Annotated in this window: 13 protein-coding genes, 3 pseudogenes and 1 riboswitch; all 16 genes and pseudogenes read right to left on the bottom strand. The window is 31.0% G+C overall.

Annotated features, from left to right (window positions below):
• Positions 1-19: 19 nt before the first annotated feature.
• The 16 genes and pseudogenes from dnaK to nifB all read right to left on the bottom strand — a co-directional run bounded on the left by dnaK (position 20) and on the right by nifB (position 18,376).
• Positions 20-1,891: a molecular chaperone DnaK gene (gene dnaK / locus AGR56_RS10745; RefSeq protein ID WP_053242243.1), complete on the bottom strand. Its 1,872-nt coding sequence runs from the start codon at positions 1,889-1,891 to the stop codon at positions 20-22.
• Positions 1,892-1,912: 21 nt separating this feature from the next.
• Positions 1,913-2,537 (bottom strand): annotated as a pseudogene (grpE, locus tag AGR56_RS10740) (nucleotide exchange factor GrpE).
• 17 nt (positions 2,538-2,554) lie between these two features.
• Positions 2,555-3,592 (bottom strand): heat-inducible transcriptional repressor HrcA, encoded by a 1,038-nt coding sequence (gene hrcA / locus AGR56_RS10735; RefSeq protein ID WP_053242242.1) that lies wholly within the window; start codon positions 3,590-3,592, stop codon positions 2,555-2,557.
• A gap of 183 nt (positions 3,593-3,775) precedes the next feature.
• Positions 3,776-4,904 (bottom strand): annotated as a pseudogene (hemW, locus tag AGR56_RS10730) (radical SAM family heme chaperone HemW).
• Positions 4,905-4,906: 2 nt separating this feature from the next.
• A complete protein-coding gene (lepA, locus tag AGR56_RS10725; RefSeq protein ID WP_053242241.1) occupies positions 4,907-6,715 on the bottom strand; it encodes a translation elongation factor 4 in 1,809 nt (602 codons plus the stop codon).
• 153 nt (positions 6,716-6,868) lie between these two features.
• Positions 6,869-7,258: a hypothetical protein gene (locus AGR56_RS10720; protein WP_053242240.1), complete on the bottom strand. Its 390-nt coding sequence runs from the start codon at positions 7,256-7,258 to the stop codon at positions 6,869-6,871.
• A 188-nt stretch (positions 7,259-7,446) separates the two neighbouring features.
• Positions 7,447-8,547 carry a stage II sporulation protein P gene (locus tag AGR56_RS10715; RefSeq protein WP_053242239.1) on the bottom strand — a complete coding sequence of 367 codons (1,101 nt, stop codon included), beginning with the start codon at positions 8,545-8,547 and terminating at the stop codon, positions 7,447-7,449.
• 77 nt (positions 8,548-8,624) lie between these two features.
• Positions 8,625-9,611 carry a GPR endopeptidase gene (gene gpr / locus AGR56_RS10710; RefSeq protein WP_053242238.1) on the bottom strand — a complete coding sequence of 329 codons (987 nt, stop codon included), beginning with the start codon at positions 9,609-9,611 and terminating at the stop codon, positions 8,625-8,627.
• A 386-nt stretch (positions 9,612-9,997) separates the two neighbouring features.
• Positions 9,998-10,741 (bottom strand): ABC transporter permease, encoded by a 744-nt coding sequence (locus AGR56_RS10705; protein WP_053242237.1) that lies wholly within the window; start codon positions 10,739-10,741, stop codon positions 9,998-10,000.
• Positions 10,708-11,012, bottom strand: a pseudogene (locus AGR56_RS10700) (thiamine-binding protein). The gene AGR56_RS10705 and the pseudogene AGR56_RS10700 overlap by 34 nt, the downstream one beginning before the upstream one ends.
• 95 nt (positions 11,013-11,107) lie before the next feature.
• Complete coding sequence (locus tag AGR56_RS10695; protein WP_053242236.1) at positions 11,108-11,863, bottom strand: TatD family hydrolase; 756 nt, start codon at positions 11,861-11,863, stop codon at positions 11,108-11,110.
• Between the two features lie 65 nt (positions 11,864-11,928).
• Positions 11,929-12,034, bottom strand: a riboswitch (TPP riboswitch).
• 101 nt (positions 12,035-12,135) lie between these two features.
• Positions 12,136-12,936 (bottom strand): homocitrate synthase, encoded by an 801-nt coding sequence (locus tag AGR56_RS10690; protein ID WP_053242235.1) that lies wholly within the window; start codon positions 12,934-12,936, stop codon positions 12,136-12,138.
• Positions 12,933-14,003, bottom strand: coding sequence for a hypothetical protein (locus tag AGR56_RS10685; RefSeq protein WP_053242234.1), 1,071 nt, complete (start codon positions 14,001-14,003; stop codon positions 12,933-12,935). Before AGR56_RS10685 ends, AGR56_RS10690 begins: the two co-directional genes overlap by 4 nt.
• Positions 14,003-14,860, bottom strand: coding sequence for an ABC transporter permease (locus AGR56_RS10680; RefSeq protein ID WP_053242233.1), 858 nt, complete (start codon positions 14,858-14,860; stop codon positions 14,003-14,005). Before AGR56_RS10680 ends, AGR56_RS10685 begins: the two co-directional genes overlap by 1 nt.
• A 23-nt stretch (positions 14,861-14,883) precedes the next feature.
• A complete protein-coding gene (modA, locus tag AGR56_RS10675; protein WP_053242232.1) occupies positions 14,884-15,720 on the bottom strand; it encodes a molybdate ABC transporter substrate-binding protein in 837 nt (278 codons plus the stop codon).
• Positions 15,713-18,376, bottom strand: coding sequence for a nitrogenase cofactor biosynthesis protein NifB (nifB, locus tag AGR56_RS10670; protein ID WP_053242231.1), 2,664 nt, complete (start codon positions 18,374-18,376; stop codon positions 15,713-15,715). Before nifB ends, modA begins: the two co-directional genes overlap by 8 nt.
• Positions 18,377-18,396: the final 20 nt, after the last annotated feature.

Below are 18,396 nucleotides of genomic sequence, written 5' to 3'. Positions count from 1 at the left end.
TAATTTTTTCAAACATTTTTTATTTGTCATTATCAACTTTAAAATCTGCATCAACTACATTATCGTCGCCATTGCCTTTTCCATCTCCAGCATTGCCAGAATTTGCGCCTTGGCTTCCAGCACCTGCTGCATTAGGGTCTCCCTGTGCTGCTCCTGGGTTTTGCTGATAGATTTTAGTTGTTACTGCATATAAAGCTTGAGTTAAATCTTCTGATGCTTTCTTTATAGCTTCTGTATCATCGCTATCTTTAATTTTCTTAAGATCTTCTAATTTTGCATCAATGTTAGTTTTATCTTCAGCAGGTACTTTATCTCCAAGATCTTTTAATGTCTTTTCAGTCTGGAAGATCATTTGATCTGCATTATTTTTAACTTCTATTTTTTCTTGTTTTTTCTTATCTTCTTCTGCAAATTTTTCTGCATCCTTTACAGCTTTATCTATTTCTTCATCTGTTAAGTTTGTTGAAGCTGTAATTGTTATATGAGATTCTTTTCCTGTTCCCTTATCTTTAGCAGAAACATTTACTATACCATTTGCATCTATATCAAATGTTACTTCTATTTGAGGTATTCCTCTTGGAGCTGGTGCTATTCCATCAAGAGTAAATCTTCCAAGGCTCTTATTGTCAGCAGCCATTTTTCTTTCACCCTGTACTATATTGATTTCAACTGATGGCTGATTGTCTGCTGCTGTTGAGAATACCTGGCTCTTTCTTGTAGGTATTGTAGTATTTCTTGTTATTAATGGAGTTGCAACTCCTCCTAAAGTTTCTATTCCAAGAGTAAGAGGTGTAACATCAAGAAGAAGTACATCTTTAACATCCCCTGTTAAAACTCCTGCCTGTATTGAAGCTCCAACTGCAACACATTCATCAGGATTAACTCCCTTTGAAGGTTCTTTTCCTGTAAACTGTTTAACTGCCTCTTGAACAGCTGGAATTCTTGTTGAACCACCGACAAGTACTACTTTGTCTACTTCATTTATTGAAAGTCCTGCATCATTAAGTGCTTTCTTCATTGGCTCTATTGTTGCTTGAACTAAATCATGAGTTAATTCATTAAATTTAGCTCTAGTTAAATTCATATCTATATGCTTTGGACCTGTTGCATCTGCAGTTATAAATGGAAGATTTATGTTAGTCTGCATTGAAGATGATAATTCTATTTTTGCTTTTTCAGCAGCTTCTTTTAATCTTTGAAGTGCCATTTTATCATTTCTTAAATCTATTCCATTGTCTTTCTTAAATTCTTCTGCAATGTAATCCATTATTTTATTGTCAAAGTCATCTCCACCTAAACGAGTGTTACCATTTGTTGATTTAACTTCAAATACTCCATCTCCAAGTTCAAGTATGGATACATCAAATGTACCACCACCAAGGTCATAAACAAATATCTTTTGATTTGTATCCATTTTGTCAAGACCATATGCAAGTGATGCTGCTGTTGGTTCATTTATTATTCTTAAAACTTCAAGACCAGCTATTTTTCCTGCATCCTTTGTTGCTTGTCTTTGGCTGTCATTAAAATATGCTGGAACAGTTATAACTGCTTGAGTAACTGTTTCTCCTAAATAAGCTTCTGCATCAGCTTTTAATTTTTGAAGTATCATTGCTGAAATTTCTTGTGGTGTATAATCTTTACCATCTATTGATACTTTATGTGATGTTCCCATTTCTCTCTTTATAGATATAATTGTCTTATCAGGGTTTGTTATTGCCTGTCTTTTTGCAACCTGACCTACAAGTCTTTCTCCATTTTTCTGAAATGATACTACTGAAGGAGTAGTTCTTGCACCCTCAGCATTAGCTATAACAACAGGTTCTCCACCTTCCATAACAGCCACACATGAATTTGTTGTTCCTAAATCAATACCTATAACTTTTGACATAATAAAAACCTCCTATATATTTTAGTTTGCTACTTTTACCATACTATGTCTTAATACCTTATCTCCTCTTTTATATCCCTTTTGAAGAACTTCAACTATTTCGCTTTCTCCATAGTTTTCATCTTCAATATGCATAACAGCATTGTGGAAATTAGGATCAAATGCACCTTCACCTGGTATTTCCTCAACACCTAATTTTGCAAGAGCATCTTTAAATTGTCTTATAGTCATATCAATGCCCTTTTTTATATCTTCAGCACTTCCACTTGATGTAGCTGCTCTTTCTAAGTTGTCTAAAGATGGAAGCATTTCATTTATAACATCACTGCATGCATCAGTGTATATGCCCTTCTTTTTCCTTAGCAGTTCTCTTTCTATAGTTGTCATATTCTGCAGTTAGTCTTAAAATTCTATCCTTCATAGTTTCAAGTTCATTTGATAATTTTTCATTGTCATCTTTCAACTTGGAATTGAATAATTTCATATCTTCTAACTCTTTCTTTTCTGGAGATTCTTCTTTTTCTCCTTCTATTTTTTTATCTTGAACTTCAACTTCTTCTTCATTTTGAACTTTATCTTCTACTACTGCTTCATCTTTATTTTCATTTTCAATAGCTTTTTCAGCATCTTTTTTATTTTTTTTCATCAACTTCACCTCTTACTTTATTCATCATTGTCATACAACCTTTTTAGATTATCATTAATTTGATCAACAACTTCCTTTATGACCCTTATAACATTAGAATAAGGTATTCTTGTAGGCCCTATAACTCCAATTGTACCAAACGGTCTCCCATTTACGCCATACACTGATGAAATTATGCTACATTCTTTAGCTTCAGAAATATTATTTTCATTTCCTATACTTATAGTAAATCCATCTGAAACATTAATAAGACTTTTCATAATTTCATTATTACCTACAAGTGAAAGGAAATCCCTAACCTTTTCAATATCTCTAAACTCTGGATAATTAAATATGTTTGTTGTTCCTTCCATATAAACCTTAGATGAATCCGACTGCTTTAATATAGTGTATATATTAGTAATAATGGATGAGAATATATCTTCATATCCTCTCAAATCATTTTTAAGGTTATTTATTACTTCTAGGTTTATCTGCTCTATAGTAAGACCTTTTATTCTTTCATTGATTAAAGCAGTCATTTTCATTAAGTTTTCATCAATAACACTTTTTGATACTCTTATAATGCTATCTTTAATAAATCCATTATCAGTTATTATTACACAAAGTATACTACTTGAAGAAACATTAATAAGCTGTATGGATTTTATATAACTTTTATCAGCTGATGAAGCTTTAACTATACATGTAAGCTTAGTCATATCAGAAATTAATGACATAGCCTGCTTAATAATTTTATCGACTTCAAAAAGAGCTTCATCAATTATCTTAGCTTTTATTATCATCTCTTCTTCAGGTGATATTCTAGGCACTTTCATAAGCTTATCTACATAAAGTCTATATCCCTTATCAGAAGGTTTTCTTCCTGAAGAAGTGTGAAGTTGTTCTATATATCCCATTTCCTCAAGATCAGCCATTTCATTTCTTATAGTGGCCGAACTTATACCTAAATCATATTTTTTGGCTATAGTTCTTGACCCTACAGGCTCACCAGTGCTTATATAGTCATTTATTATTGCTTGAAGGATTTTAAGTTTTCTTTCCTCCATATCCATATTCTCACCTCTTTATTAGCACTCACCTTGTTTGAGTGCTAATGACTATGTTTATAAAATAACACCTTGTTTTGTATTTGTCAATATGTTTTACTTTATGGAAAATCTCATTTTTAAGCTTATAAGTTAAATAATAAAATTATTTTTATTATTTGCCTAATTTTCTCTACTTTGCTTAAAATATCACTCCAATATAAAATCAGACATTATAGTATTAGAAATATGAACTGCCTTTTCTGTCAAAAAAACTTTATCACTCTCAATCTTAATAAGTCCTAGCTTTTCATATTTATTAACTACGGCCCCATATATGTCATAAATATTAACATTAAATTTACTTTTAAAATCACTGATTCTTATTCCATTGGTCTTTCTAAGTCCTAAAAACATAAATTCTTCCATATTATCTTTCGTAGAATTTTCATGTTTTTCAACTGATGTATCCTCATAACTTAAAATTTTCTCAATATATCTTTTTACATTGCTCTCATTTTTATTCCTTATATTATTAAAATAAGAATGAGCAGAGGCACCACAGCCTATATACTCATCCATACTCCAATATATTAAATTATGCTTGCACTCTTTATGTTCCTTAGAGAAATTTGATATTTCATACTGCTTGTATCCATTGTCTCTTAAAAACTCTACAGTAAAGTTGTACATTTTAACTTCAACATCTTCTTCTGGAAGTGCTAACTTTCCTTCTTCTTTCATTTTATAAAATGGTGTTCCTTCTTCAACAATAAGGCTGTAGCATGAGATATGCTCTGGATTCAAGTTACTTACCTTTTCTAAAGTTTCTTTCCACTGCTCAAAACTTTGTCCTGGAATGGCAAACATCAAATCTACATTTATATTTTTAAATCCGATATTTCTTGCCATTTCAAAGCCTTTTAAAAATTCGCTAAAATTGTGAATTCTTCCAAGGCTCGCTAAAAGTTCATTTTGACATGCTTGAAGTCCTATACTTATCCTATTTGCACCAGCTGTCTTTATAACTTCAAGCTTATCCTTATCAAAAAGAACCTGGGTTGCACTCAACCGTAAATTCACAATCTTCATGTTTATTAACTTTATGCAAAGTTTCTTTTAAAATCTCCCATGCTTCCATAGATAAATAACTTGGAGTTCCTCCTCCAATAAATATAGTATTAAATCTTTTACCCTTACACTTATTTTCTATTTCAAGGCACAATGCCTTTACATAGTCAAGCATATATTTTTCCATGCAGCTATAGGATGGGAAATCACAATACAGACATTTCTTTTTACAAAAAGGAATGTGTATATACAAACCCAATTTTCCCATAATCAATCCACCTTCAATATAGACATGAATGCTTCCTGTGGAATTTGAACACTTCCAACCTGTCTCATTCTCTTTTTTCCTTCTTTTTGTTTTTCAAGAAGTTTTCTCTTTCTTGAAATATCTCCACCATAGCACTTTGCAAGAACATCTTTTCTCATAGCCTTTACAGTTTCTCTTGCTATAATTTTTCCTCCAACTGCTGCTTGAATAGGTATTTCAAATAACTGTCTTGGTATAATTTCTTTTAATTTCTCAGCTATAGCTCTTCCTTTTCCGTAAGCTCTTTCTTTAGGAACAATCATTGAAAGCGCATCTACTACTTCTCCGTTAAGCAGTATATCCAATTTAACTAGTTCTGTTTTTTCATATCCATTAAGCTCATAATCAAAAGAAGCATATCCTTTTGTTCTTGACTTTAATGCATCAAAGAAATCATATATTATTTCATTTAGAGGAATTACATAATTTAACATAACTCTTGTAGTTTCTATATACTGCATATCAATGAAAATACCTCTTTTGTTTTGGCAAAGCTCCATAACCGCTCCAACATAGTCCGCAGGAGTAATTATTTGAGCCTTCACAATTGGTTCCTCCATGTAATCTATTTCTGTAGTTTCTGGAAGATTAGCTGGGTTAGTAATATCTATAGCCTCTCCATCGGTCTTCTTTATCTTATAAACAACTGATGGTGCTGTAATTATAATATCAAGATTAAATTCTCTTTCTATTCTCTCCTGTATTATTTCCATATGCAAAAGTCCAAGAAAACCGCATCTAAATCCAAATCCAAGTGCTACAGAAGTTTCAGGTTCAAAATTTAAGGCTGCATCATTTACCTGAAGCTTTTCAAGTGCATCCTTCAATTCAGGATACTTAGCGCCATCTACAGGGTATATTCCACTGTACACCATAGGTATAGCTGGTCTATAACCCTCAAGCCTTTCGCTTGCTGGATTATCTGCATCTGTCATTGTATCTCCAACTCTCGCGTCTCTTACATTCTTTATAGATGCTGTAACATATCCAACATCTCCAGCTTTTAATTCATCAACCTTAAGATAATCTGGAATAAACACACCAACTTCTGTAATTTCATATTCCTTGTTGGCTGCCATAAGTTTAGCCCTAGTTCCAGCTTTTATGGCACCATCAATTACTCTAATATGGCATACTACGCCCCTATAACTGTCATAATACGAATCAAATATAAGTGCTTTTAAAGGTTTATTTTCGTCACCACTAGGACAAGGTATTTTTTCTACCACAGCCTCAAGCACATCTTCAATATTAAGTCCTGTTTTTGCTGAAATAAGTGGGGCATCTTGAGCCTCTATTCCTATAACATCTTCAATTTCATTTTTTACTTCATCTGGTCTTGCACTTGGTAGATCTATTTTATTTATAACAGGCACGACCTCTAAATTATGATCTATGGCCATATAGCAGTTTGCTAAAGTTTGAGCTTGTATTCCTTGAGTAGCATCCACAACAAGTACTGCTCCTTCACATGCAGCTAAACTTCTAGATACTTCATAGTTAAAATCTACATGACCTGGAGTATCTATTAAATTAAGAGCATATTCTTCACCATCAGAAGGTCTTTTATATATAAGTCTTGCAGCCTGTGACTTTATAGTAATACCTCTTTCTCTTTCTATATCCATATTATCAAGAACCTGCTGTTCCATTTCTCTCTCAGTAAGAGTTCCTGTTATCTCTAAAAGCCTGTCTGCAAGTGTTGATTTCCCATGATCTATATGTGCAACTATACAAAAATTCCTTATGTGTTTTTGTCTATTACTAGGCATGCTGCAAATCCCCCTTTAATATTATGTATTATTGAAATTACTACAAAGCTTAAAAAAGATTTCAAGTAATCTAATAAATATCATTTTTAATCGTGTACAAATCAAAATAAATTATAGCATACATAGAAGGTTTTTTGTCAACCAAAGAAATTTTTACAGTTTGTTCATCTCACTTTTTAAATTTTCCAAGCCATTTTGTACATTTTCATTAAAATTTATTCCAAATGCATATACTTCCTTTTCAATTTCATTAAATCTCGAGTTAATACCATCTATATATCTTGAGCATGTATTGTTTATATTTGCAAACCTATTTCCAAAGGCAACTACAATTTCATTGTTAATATAAAATTTATAATTTTCAGTTTCTAATCTTATATCTAAAGGATTAGTCCTAAAAAGTATTCTGAATTTAGGAACATATACTTTTTCAATCACATCAGAAATGCTGTTTTTTTCTTTACTATTTTGGTCCTTACTTTCCAAATTATCAAGATGTTTTTCCATATCATCTAAATTGTAGTCATTAATTTTATTTATCATATCCTGCTTGCTTTTTTTATATGTAAATCATTGCAATATATATTTCTGTTTAGCTGTATATTGTTAATGCAAATAGAAATTAATGTTATCATTAATATTAAACTTATAAAAATTATTTTTAACTTTTTTGCCATAAATAAAAAAAGCACCTCCTAATTATAAGGATGCACTTTTTTTTAATTTATTATTCATTTTTTACCATTTAAATATTCTGCAATAACTCTAGCAATATATTTTTGTGTAGCCTTTGCTTCATCCAAGGTATTTACCTGAGAACCTATTTCTATTAAAAATGCATTATTGCTTTTTGCTTGATTAAAGTAATTTGTACCGTAATCATAATAATAAATTCCATTAAACATCTGAGGAAAATATTTATTTGTAAGTGAAACTAAACTATTTACCATAGCTATATTTTTAGCATAATGAGGATTTTTTCTAGCCATTACAAACATAAATTTTGCAACATTTTCTCCATTTATTTTGGTAGTTACAGAGGTTTTATCTGGGCTTGAGTCCCTATGCATATCAATTATCATCTTAAAATCACCATATTTTTTCATATACTTATCTACAGTTTCTCCTGAACGAGTATAGCTTTTAGTATATACTGCATTATGAAGTGTTTTATCATTTATTGCAGATATGCCATAATTTTGCTCAAGCTCCTTTACAAGTTCATCTCCAACAGCACATACATTGTGATCATCATCAAAATCATCTTGATTGTATGGCTTATAGCTTTCTGTAGTGTGACTGTGATATATTAAAACCTCTGGCTTAGATTCATCTAATGGTTTCTTTAATTTAGGATCATACACTGGAGAAACTGTATTTTTTGAGTTACTTGAGTTGTTATTTTCAGATGATACTTTAGATATATCACTGCTGTTTAAATTAAAATCACCCACATTGCTACTATTTTGATTATTGTTAAATGCCATTTTACTATCGGACATATCGTCACTATCAAAACAAGATATTTCCTTACTTAATATTTTTTCTGGATTGTATATATCTATTCCAATAACTGATAGTGCCAAATTTTTTATAGAATAACTGTTTTCAACCATATCCTCTTCATCAAAATTTAAAACCTTAACCGATGGAAGTGTATAATTAATTATTTGAACATAGGACAAATTATTTCTAGAATATTTTTTATCGGAGCCCGCCTTAACTTTGTTGAAAATACACATAAAAATCAGCAAATTTATCAGCAGCGTAAATATACTTATTTTTATTATAAGCTTATCTTTATCTTCGTTAATCAATTTATTATAATACATGATCACATCCCTCCTATATAAAATATACTTTCGAAATGTGATTTTATTACAATAAAAATTTCACTGTATATAAATCTTCAGCTTATGTACCTATTTATCTCCTTAAGCTCTAGTGCTGGCTGAAGTGCAATATTTATTCCTGTAGATATTACTTTAGACAAAACATCCACTACCATATCCACTTCTTTGGGAGTAACCATTAAATTACCTATATATGGATCAAGTATTTCATGTATCATCTTTTCTTTTTCTGCCTTGTCAATTTCCTTTAGCATATTATAAAATCCACTGCCTTTTGTAGCAGCACCCGTCATTTCTTCTATAACAAGATCTATGGTATCATTAGCCATAGTAGCAGCATCTACCACCGTAGGAACTCCTATAGCCAAAACTGGTATTCCTAGAGTTTTTTTACTTATTTCCATTCTTTTGTTTCCTATCCCAGAGCCAGGTGAAATTCCAGTATTTCCTATTTGAATTGTTGAATTTACTCTTTCCATCTTTCTTGATGCTAAAGAATCTATGCATATTACGAGGTTTGGTTTTATCCTATCAACTATACCTCTTATTATCTCACCCGTTTCCATACCAGTTATACCTAAAACTCCTGGTGCAATACCACACACTGGTCTTATACCTTCATCTATGCTGTCAGGTATATACTCCTTTAGGTGTCTTGTAATCATAATTTTAGAAATAACCTTAGGTCCAAGCGCATCAGGCGTAATATTCCAATTTCCAAGTCCTACAACTAAAGCTGTCATATCATCACGAAAATTTGTATCTTTTATTATTTCTAATATTTCTTTTCCTAATATCTTTCCAACCCTATCGATATCTTCCTGTTCATAATTTGAGAGCTTAGGTATATCCAAGGTAATATATGTACCTTTAGGTTTATTTAAAGTTCTCTCACCTTCATCATTTTTTATTTCAACCCTTGTAACCTTCACATCATCTTCTGTACTATTTTGCACTATAACTCCATCTATAGCATTTTTTTTGGCTTCTTTAGAATATATTTCTGTAGCTTCAATAGCAAGATCGGTTCTAATATTAAACATTTAATTAAATCCTCCTTAATTTGATTAACTTTCACAATTTATAAATATTGCGAAGTAATAACTAATTTTTTTCGCCCAAAAAGAAGGCGAAAAAAGCTAAGGGTGAAGGGTTTTAACTTGCTCTGCTCGCTAAAAGGTGAACTTTTTTACCTTCAGTAAAAAAGTTAATGATGATTAAAAAATATTCCTTAACCTTTTGCCGTGGCAAAAAACCTTCACCTTTGACAAGCAAAGCTATGTCAAACCCTTCACTTTTCACATAAGTGAAAAAAGTTAGTTTTTTAATGAGCAGGGCGAATTAAAAACCCTTCACTCAGCTCGACAAATTCCAGTTTATCAGGATAAATTTGGAGATTGCAATTTTAAAGTTTCAAGGTGGTTTATCTTTATTTCCAATGTATTAATCTTTTGCTTATAAAATCTATAATGTATATTATTATTATGCTTATTAAAACTATAACTATAATTGCTGCAAAAACTTTATCTAGAGCATAGGCACTTTTTGCTCTAACCATGTACACACCTATACCGCTGTCTCCTCCAAGCCACTCTCCTATAACAGATGCCATTACCATATAGGTTGCAGCTATTTTAAGTCCAGAAAATAAATTAACCATGGCATATGGAAGCTTTAAATGATAAAAGGTCTGAAGCCTTGATGCCTTCATTGTTCTAAATAAGTTAATGTAATCTCTATCAACTTTTTCAAATCCATCTATAAGACTTATTACTATTGGGAAAAAGCAAGTTATTATTACAACTATAATTTTAGGCATTGGACCAAAACCGAACCATATTATAAATAGTGGTGCAATTGCTATGGTTGGTATTGTTTGAGAAATCACTAAAATTGGATACAGCGATTTTCTAACAATTTTAAAACTATCCATAAGTACTGCTAGTACAAAAGATAAAGCTATTGATATAACAAAACCTACAATTGATTCATATATTGTTACCTTTGTATTATCCATTATAACTTTAAAATCACTTATAAGTGTTTTAACTATTCCTGTAGGTGAAGGAACTATATATGCCGGAACATTTTTAACATCTACAATAACTTGCCAAAGCAGCACAACGGCTACTAAAGTAATTATAGGATACAATTTATTTTTGATATTTGCCAACTTTTTTCCTCCATTGTTATCCCCTCAGGTTTGTAATCTATTTTAACAACAGATGCAACTCTTGAGCTCCTTCTTCAACACATATTGTTTGTGCCTTCTTTACAATTTCCATAAGTGTATCTAAGTCGCCTTCCATAGTAGTTTCCATTGGTCCAACTATGTGCTTAACTCCAGTTGATTTTATGTATTCTATAACCTTATCAACTACTGGATATATTCTCTCCTCTGGTACTGTTGGAAGTACTTGTAAACTAACATTAACTGTTTTCATATTATTATTCCCTCTTTCTAGGAGAATCAATGTGAAACTTAATTTATATATGTTCCAAAATTCTAATATTCAAAGAGCTTTGGTGCATATATAAATTAATAGTTGAACTGATTTTCCAATATGGTTTTCAAATTTTTAAAAATTTTATTTTCAATTTCATCATAATTAGATTTTTTATGTATTGAAATTTTGTTTACTATATTTTTCACTTCATCTGGATAGCCGTACTCCCCATTTACCCATTCTAAAGAAGTTGGTCCATCGGTTTCTGTTAAAATTCTATCCATTGGAAGAAGCTTAACTATTTCCTCTGTAAGTTTTGAATAACCTATATCAACGCTTATAGTAAAATAGCAGCCATAATCTATTAATTTTTTTAAAGTTTCTAAATTTCCACTATACCAATGGATTATAGGCGTTTTAAGTTCATACTTTTTTATGTAATTAAGAATTTCCTCTTCTGCACCTTTAGTATGTATATTTGTAATTTTATTATAGCTTTTAGCCTTTTTTAAAAAGTATTCAAAAACATTTCTCATATGCGGATACTTTTCTTTTTCCTTAACCCAAAAATAGTCCAGCCCTATTTCTCCAATAATTTTACATTCTTTTATATATTCATCAAACAAATCTAAATTTTTGTAATTATTATGAGCTTCCCAAGGATGAATTCCAAAACAAGGTATTATATTTTTATTATCCTTACTAAGCTTTTTAGTAAACTTATAGCTTTGAATATCCATAGAACAGCCAAGTGTAACTATGTTATCTTCTGTTATAATATCAAGAGCCTTTTTTAATTTTGCCTTATCCTTAAAAAAATTCAAATGATTATGTGCATCAACGAACATATTTCACTCCTTTTAATTTTTCACAAAAATAAAGAGCGCTACCTAAAAATAGCGCTCATGCATTCTACATGTGAAACAAGCTTTCCTTCGTCGGTGTTATCCGCATCAGGTTCAAAGGGTTAAAGCTTTAAAAACTTCTCTCAGCCACAAAGGACACCCCCAGCACTAAAAACAATATAAAATTAATATCAACTATATGTTAACATTAATTTTACAATTTGTAAATAAAGAATGTAACCTTTAAATTATAGCCATGTTTTAAGCAGACTTATCTATCCAATTATTTCTTTTATGATACTTTCTTTTTTCTTAAGCTCACTAAACTTATTTAAATATATTTTTTCACCTAGCAGCTCATAAGCAGTTTTTGCGAACTCCAAAAAATCACAATTACCAGCCCTTTCCCCTATTCCAGTAATAGTACAATCAACATATTTAGCCCCAGCTTTTAAAGCTCCTAGTGAATTTATTATTGCCATGCCAAAATCGTTATGAGCATGAATTTCTATTTCTATTGGTACAGCTTCTCTTATCTTATTTATCTGATGGAATACTCTTCTTGGATACAAAATACCAACAGTATCAGCATATCTAATCCTTTTAATACTACTATTGTAAAGCAGTTTGCAAACTTCTATGAGGAAATTTATATCTGCTCTTGAGGCATCCTCCAATCCCACTGTCACCTCATAACCTTTGCCTACTGCATATTGAACACATTCTTTAATATTTTCAAGCACCCAATTTTTATCTTTTCTCAACTTCTCCTCAATTTGAATGTTAGATACTGGAACCGATATATGAATTATATCTACAGCGCAATCCATAGATTCATTAATATCTTTAATGTTCATTCTATTCCAGGAAGATATTTTACTCTTAAGCCCCAATTTCACTATTTTTTTTATGCTTTCTTTTTCATCTCCACCCATAGCCGCTATACCAGCTTCAATTTGAAATATACCCATATCATCAAGAATTTTGGCAATCTCTACCTTTTCATTTATCCCCAGTGCTATGCCAGCCTTTTGTTCACCATCTCTTAGCGTTGTGTCGACAACTTTAATGCTCATATTTTTTCCCTCCATTCTATATGGTTACCAGTGGAGCTTTTATACAATTTAATTAACTCATCATCGAAAATATTTCTTCTTAATTTAATACTTTTACTTCGTATTTTTTTTAAAAGGTCATCAACATCAATATCTATTAATTTAACGTTTAATTGCTTTAACCTGGTAATAACTGCTTTCTTTCCAGAATGCTTTCCAATAAACATTTGCCTTTTTGAACCTATTTCACAGGGATTATATGGCTCATAAGTTTTTGCATTTTTCTCTATTCCATCAACATGGATACCAGATTCATATTTAAAGATATCAGCTCCAAGCACAGGTTTCATTGGAAAAACCTCTTGATTTATAAGCTTTTCATATACCATTTTAATTTCGCATAATAATTTTGAATTACCAATGACCTCTCCATTTCTTATTACTTTAAGTGCAAGCATAACTTCTTCTAAGGCTGCAAATCCATATTTTTCTCCGTAAAATGCAGTTGTGATAAAATCCGCCCCATCTAAACAACTTTCTATAGCTATTGCTGTTGCAGCAAAATATCCATTTTGAGGACAAAAATCTATCAATACAGAAAATTCATTTTTTATCTTTTTTATAAACTTACTCCAACTATTAAAATTACATTTTTTAACATTATTAATTCTAATACATACTATATTAAAATTATTTAAAACCTCATAATTTTCGTTCAAAAAATTATCATTAATTTTTTCAATGTTTATCTCTAATATAATTTTTGAATTATTTATATTCGCTATTAAATCATTTTTCATATTTTTAGCTAAATCACACTTTATGATAAGATACCTAAAATTATAATCTTTAATAAGTGTAACATCCTTCTCATGTTCTACTCTATATGCATAGCTAATATTTTTAGGTAGTATATTTATTTTACTAATTGATTTCATATCAATTTCAATAATGTCAACTCCAAATGCAGTAAGCAATTGCATAAATTTAAAAATATCTTCTCTTTCAAATTTACTTAATTTTCTTACTATTTCAGGTATAGATCTATCTATTATCATTTTTTTCTTACCATTAACTATAATCGCCACTATTTATCCTCCTTTTGATTCATTCTTACTATAACAAGCATAGAAAATGACAATATATACAATATTGCTGCAAAGGCAGTAGCTGTCTTTATATCACTCTGCATAAGTGTATATATCTCAAGTGGAATAGTCCTTGTTTTATTTAATATGTTACCTGCAAACATAAGGGTCGCTCCAAATTCCCCCATTGATCTAACCCAAGCTAATATAAGTCCAGATATTATAGAGTTTTTAAGCATTGGGATTATGACTCTTATGTTTGTCTCAACTTTACCTGCACCAAAAACATAAGTTGCTTCAAAAATCTCATCAGGCACACTTCTTATGGAATCTCTCAAAACTCTAACGTAAAATGCAGATGATACGAAAACTTGTGCAATTACTACCGCTATAGGAGTAAACACTATATCTATATTATATTGTGATAAAAATCTTCCTATAAAACCATTACTCCCCAAAGCTAACAGCAGTGCAATTCCAGCAACTGCTGGCGGCAGTACAATTGGCATTTCAACTATGATATCAAGTAACTTTGCCATTTTATTATTAGATATATTAGCAATATAAAAAGCTGTGGCAGTGCCAAAAAGAAAGGTTATTACAAGAGAAACTAGAGAGGTTACCAAGCTTAAAAGTATACAATTAATATTCTCTGCATTACGTACATTTTGTAATATATTGTATACACCTGCATATTTCATCAACGATAAAATCGGAAGTACAAGCAAAAAAATATAAATCACGGCCATGCAAACCATGGTAGGAGATAATATTTTCTCCATAACAAAATTATTCCTAATCCCTTTTACAAATACACCTGTATACTTTCTTCTTAACTTTACACCATCTTCAACCATACTAAACCTCCTACCAATTAAACTTATTTTACCGTGAATCCATATTTCTCTAATAACCTTTTTCCTTTACTAGAAGTAAGATAATTAATAAAACTTTTAGCTGCTTTTTTATGTTTAGACGAACTTATGACTGCTACAGGATATTCTACTTTTAGTTTAGAAAATTCCCCATCTGTTATAACCTGAATTTTATCCTGATTTTTTGTATTTATATCAGTTTTATATACTATTCCTACATCAGCCTCTCCCATGGAAATCTTACTTACAATATCTTTAACATTTAATTCGCTGCTTTTAATATTTTTTAATATTTTATTGTAGGTATTTTCATCTATAACCTTGCCACTAACAGCCTTGCTAAGTGCTTTATAAAAGTATGCACCACAAGGTACCGATTTATCTCCAACTACAATTTTTACTCCATCCTTCGCCAAGTCTTTTAATGAGCTAACTTCTATTTTACTGTTCTTGTACTTACCAATTACTAATTGATTTTTTGTGAATATGATGCTATCTTCCACCTTTTTATCACTTACTACCTTATCCATATTTTTAGTATCTGCAGATGCAAATACATCGGCAGGTGCGCCCTGTTCAATTAAAGTTACTAACTGCTGACTACCCGCAAAATTAAAAGATGATTTGATATTTTTTTCCTTCTCAAGATCATTTCCTAATTCTGTGAAGGCTTCTGTAAGACTTGCCGCTGCAAGAACAGTTATCTTTTCTTTGGGACTCTTTTTAGTCTTATTGAGTTCTTTAGAACTTGCACTAGAACATGCACTTGTAAAGAACACTATAATAAGCAAACTAGAAATAAAACACAGTCCTCTTTTTTTTCTAAATAAACTCTTAATCATTTATTACACCCTCTTTACTTTCTAATTTAATTTTTTCCACAGCTAATTTCACACCATTATTTATGGGTTCATACATTTCTATAATTCTTATTCCTGCTTTTTCTAACTTTTTTCTTGGTTCTAATCCCACCCTAAGCGCTAAAACAGCATCACAGTCCTCAACTGCTTTAATGGTCTTTGAAATTTTATCTTCATGATCATAGCAATTTAATATACCTGTACAGTATTTCTCAACATTCCTTTTCTCTAGAAATCTAATCTTGCCATTGTTATATGTGTAAATATAAAATTCAGTAGCATGACCAAAATGTTGATCTACATTAGTTCCTGACCTTGAAGATATAGCAAATTTATACACTCTACTGCTTGTTTCAATTTCTTTTTCCTTAACTTTCATGCAGGTGCTTTGACATTCTCCTATGCAGGTAATGCCTCTAAAATCTATTGAACAATCTTGAGCTAAAGTTCCAATAGCATCTGCCCTACATTGTTTACAATGATACATTTGTTTTATATCAACTTCACATTCTTTTCTCTTTTGATCTATCTCCATTTTTGTAACCAATGGAAGCTTCTCAAATACACTTCCCTTTACAGGAATCATCTGCATTATATTAGTCATGTAAGCCCCGCAAGCTTTAACCTTTTTTACTACCTCATTAATATGTTTATCATTTATTCCCTTGAGCATGACAATATTAACTTTACAAATTATGCCCTTAGAGCACAAATATTTAAGTCCTGTTATTTGGTTATTAAGGAGTATTTCTGCGCCCTCTTCACCTACATATTTATTTCCCAAATAATTTACTTTTCTATATATTTTAGCTCCAATCTTTTTGTCAACTGCATTTATAGTAACTGTGACATGAGAAACTCCTAAACTTATTAATTCATCAGCATAAAAAGGAAGCATAAGTCCATTAGTAGATAGACAGAACGTCATTTCTGGGCTTTCTTTCTTGATTAACTCTAAGGTTTTTTTGGTTTCTTCAAAATTTGCAAGAGCATCTCCTGGACCTGCTATACCTAATACTGTTAAATTCTTCATTTTTGATTTTACTAACTTAAACTTTTCTAGAGCCTCAAGTGGTGATAACACCTCACTAGTAACACCTGGTCTGCTCTCATTTACGCAGTCATACCTTCTGCTGCAGTAGTTACAACTTATATTGCATTTAGGTGCAACTGGTATATGCATTCTTGCAAACTTATGTGCATCATCACTAAAGCATGGATGAGTGCACGTTTTGTCTTGTAAGCTTTTATCCTTTTCTATATTTAGTGCAGGAACATAATAATTATCAAAGGCTTTCTTTCTAAAAGTATCTTCTGTTATTTCTAACATCGCATTTGCTATATTATCTATAAATAAAGCTGAACCATTATATCCTGTTATAATTTTTCTTTGAGCTCCTACCCTATCATGAACTGGAAATCCTATTCTTATTATTTTTATTCCAAGCCTTTTTGCCATTCTTCTGCCATCTGAGTTTCCAATAAGTAAATTCACATTAAACTTTTTTGCATATTCCTCTATAGTGCCAAAATCTGTATCGTCTAAAACTATTCCATCTTCTTTTTGATTTTTCATTTCATTCATAAGTTCAGATTTTACTATGCTATTTTTTGCTCCCAACGCAACAAGCTTTATAAGTACACCATTTTCAAGGCAAGTTCTGGCAGCTGCTAGCGTAAGTTCTGGCTCACCATATATTATCACTCTTGCTTTTCCAGTATATTTATGATTATCTATCATACCATCTAAATATCTTCCCCTCTGAATTATAAATTCTTTCGGAATTGATATACCACCCACTTCAGATATTAACTTAATAAATTCCTCCGTATTTCTAATACCTATAGGAATACCACATTTATATAATGGAACTCCAAATCTATCTCTTAAATAAGCCCCTGGAGATTTTTCTTCATCTATTGTCATCCCCATTTCAATAGTTGCTATTGCACCAGACATTTTCTTTATATCCTCTACTTCTGTCCCCCCTTTTGGTATCCTTAAATATTTATCATTATGGGGAGAATCTAATGTATTTGAAACATCAGGTAAAATAGTGTACTGCATTCCAAATCCATTTAATATTTCCTTTATATTTCTCACATCTCCTGGATTCAAATTAGCACAAATAATATTGATGCTTCTAGAGTTTACACATTTTTTAGTACAAAGTTTTTCAACTATTTTTCTTAAAGCCAGATAATATCCCTCAAATTGTGTACCACCATAACCTGGAGTAGGAACTGATATAATTTTTATATCCTTTGCAATCTCCTTTTCCTCTTCACAGAATTCAGATATTATTCTGTTTACATCTTCCCCTATAGTTTCTGCAAGACAAGTTGTCATAACACCTATAGTAGAAGGAGTATACATCTTTATCATATTTTTTAAACCTTTTTTTAAATTTTCAGCTCCACCATATACAGTGCCATTTTCAGTAAGGGCCGAAGATGCTATATCAACAGGTTCATTGTAATGTGTTGCCATATGCCTTCTAATATATGTACTACATCCTTGTGAGCCATGTAATATTATCATATTATTTTCAATTCCTTTAAACGCCATAACTCCACCCATTGGCATACACATTTTGCATGGATTTACATCTACATTAATCATATTTTTATTTGCCATTTCAATCATCTCCCTTACAT

The sequence above is a fragment of the Clostridium sp. DMHC 10 genome, assembly GCF_001270375.1.
In the GTDB taxonomy this organism is placed as follows: Bacteria; Bacillota; Clostridia; order Clostridiales; family Clostridiaceae; genus Clostridium_S; species Clostridium_S guangxiense.
This window is presented reverse-complemented; position numbering and strand designations above follow the sequence as displayed.